At 46.6% G+C, this 395-nt stretch carries 1 protein-coding gene; it reads left to right on the forward strand.

Annotation, left to right across the window (positions count from 1 at the left end):
- On the forward strand, positions 1–395 hold a 395-nt coding region (locus GKZ88_RS22420; RefSeq protein WP_196216515.1), incomplete at both ends, for a hypothetical protein.

Consider the following 395-nt stretch of genomic DNA (forward strand, 5'->3'; position numbering starts at 1 on the left):
ATCTGCTCTGGCGATACTTACACATGGTCAGCAAACTCAACAGCCTATACAGCAGGCGGAACTTACACAGCTGCAAATAACGGCTGTACGGCCGATCAGGAACTGCAGTTGACAGTAAGTCCAAAACCGACAAAAGTAATCACAACAGCTGCAATCTGCTCTGGTGATACTTACAACTGGTCAGTAAACGCAACAGCTTATACAACAGGGGGAACCTATACAGTTGCAAACAACGGATGCACGGCCGATCAGGAACTGCAGTTGACAGTAACTCCAAAACCAGCAAAAGTAATCACGACAGCGACTATCTGCTCTGGTGATACTTACACATGGTCAGTAAACTCGGCTAATTATACAGCAGGCGGAACCTATACAGTTGCCAACAATGGCTGTAC

This window comes from Flavobacterium sp. LC2016-01 (genome assembly GCF_009711135.1).
In the GTDB taxonomy this organism is placed as follows: Bacteria; Bacteroidota; Bacteroidia; order Flavobacteriales; family Flavobacteriaceae; genus Flavobacterium.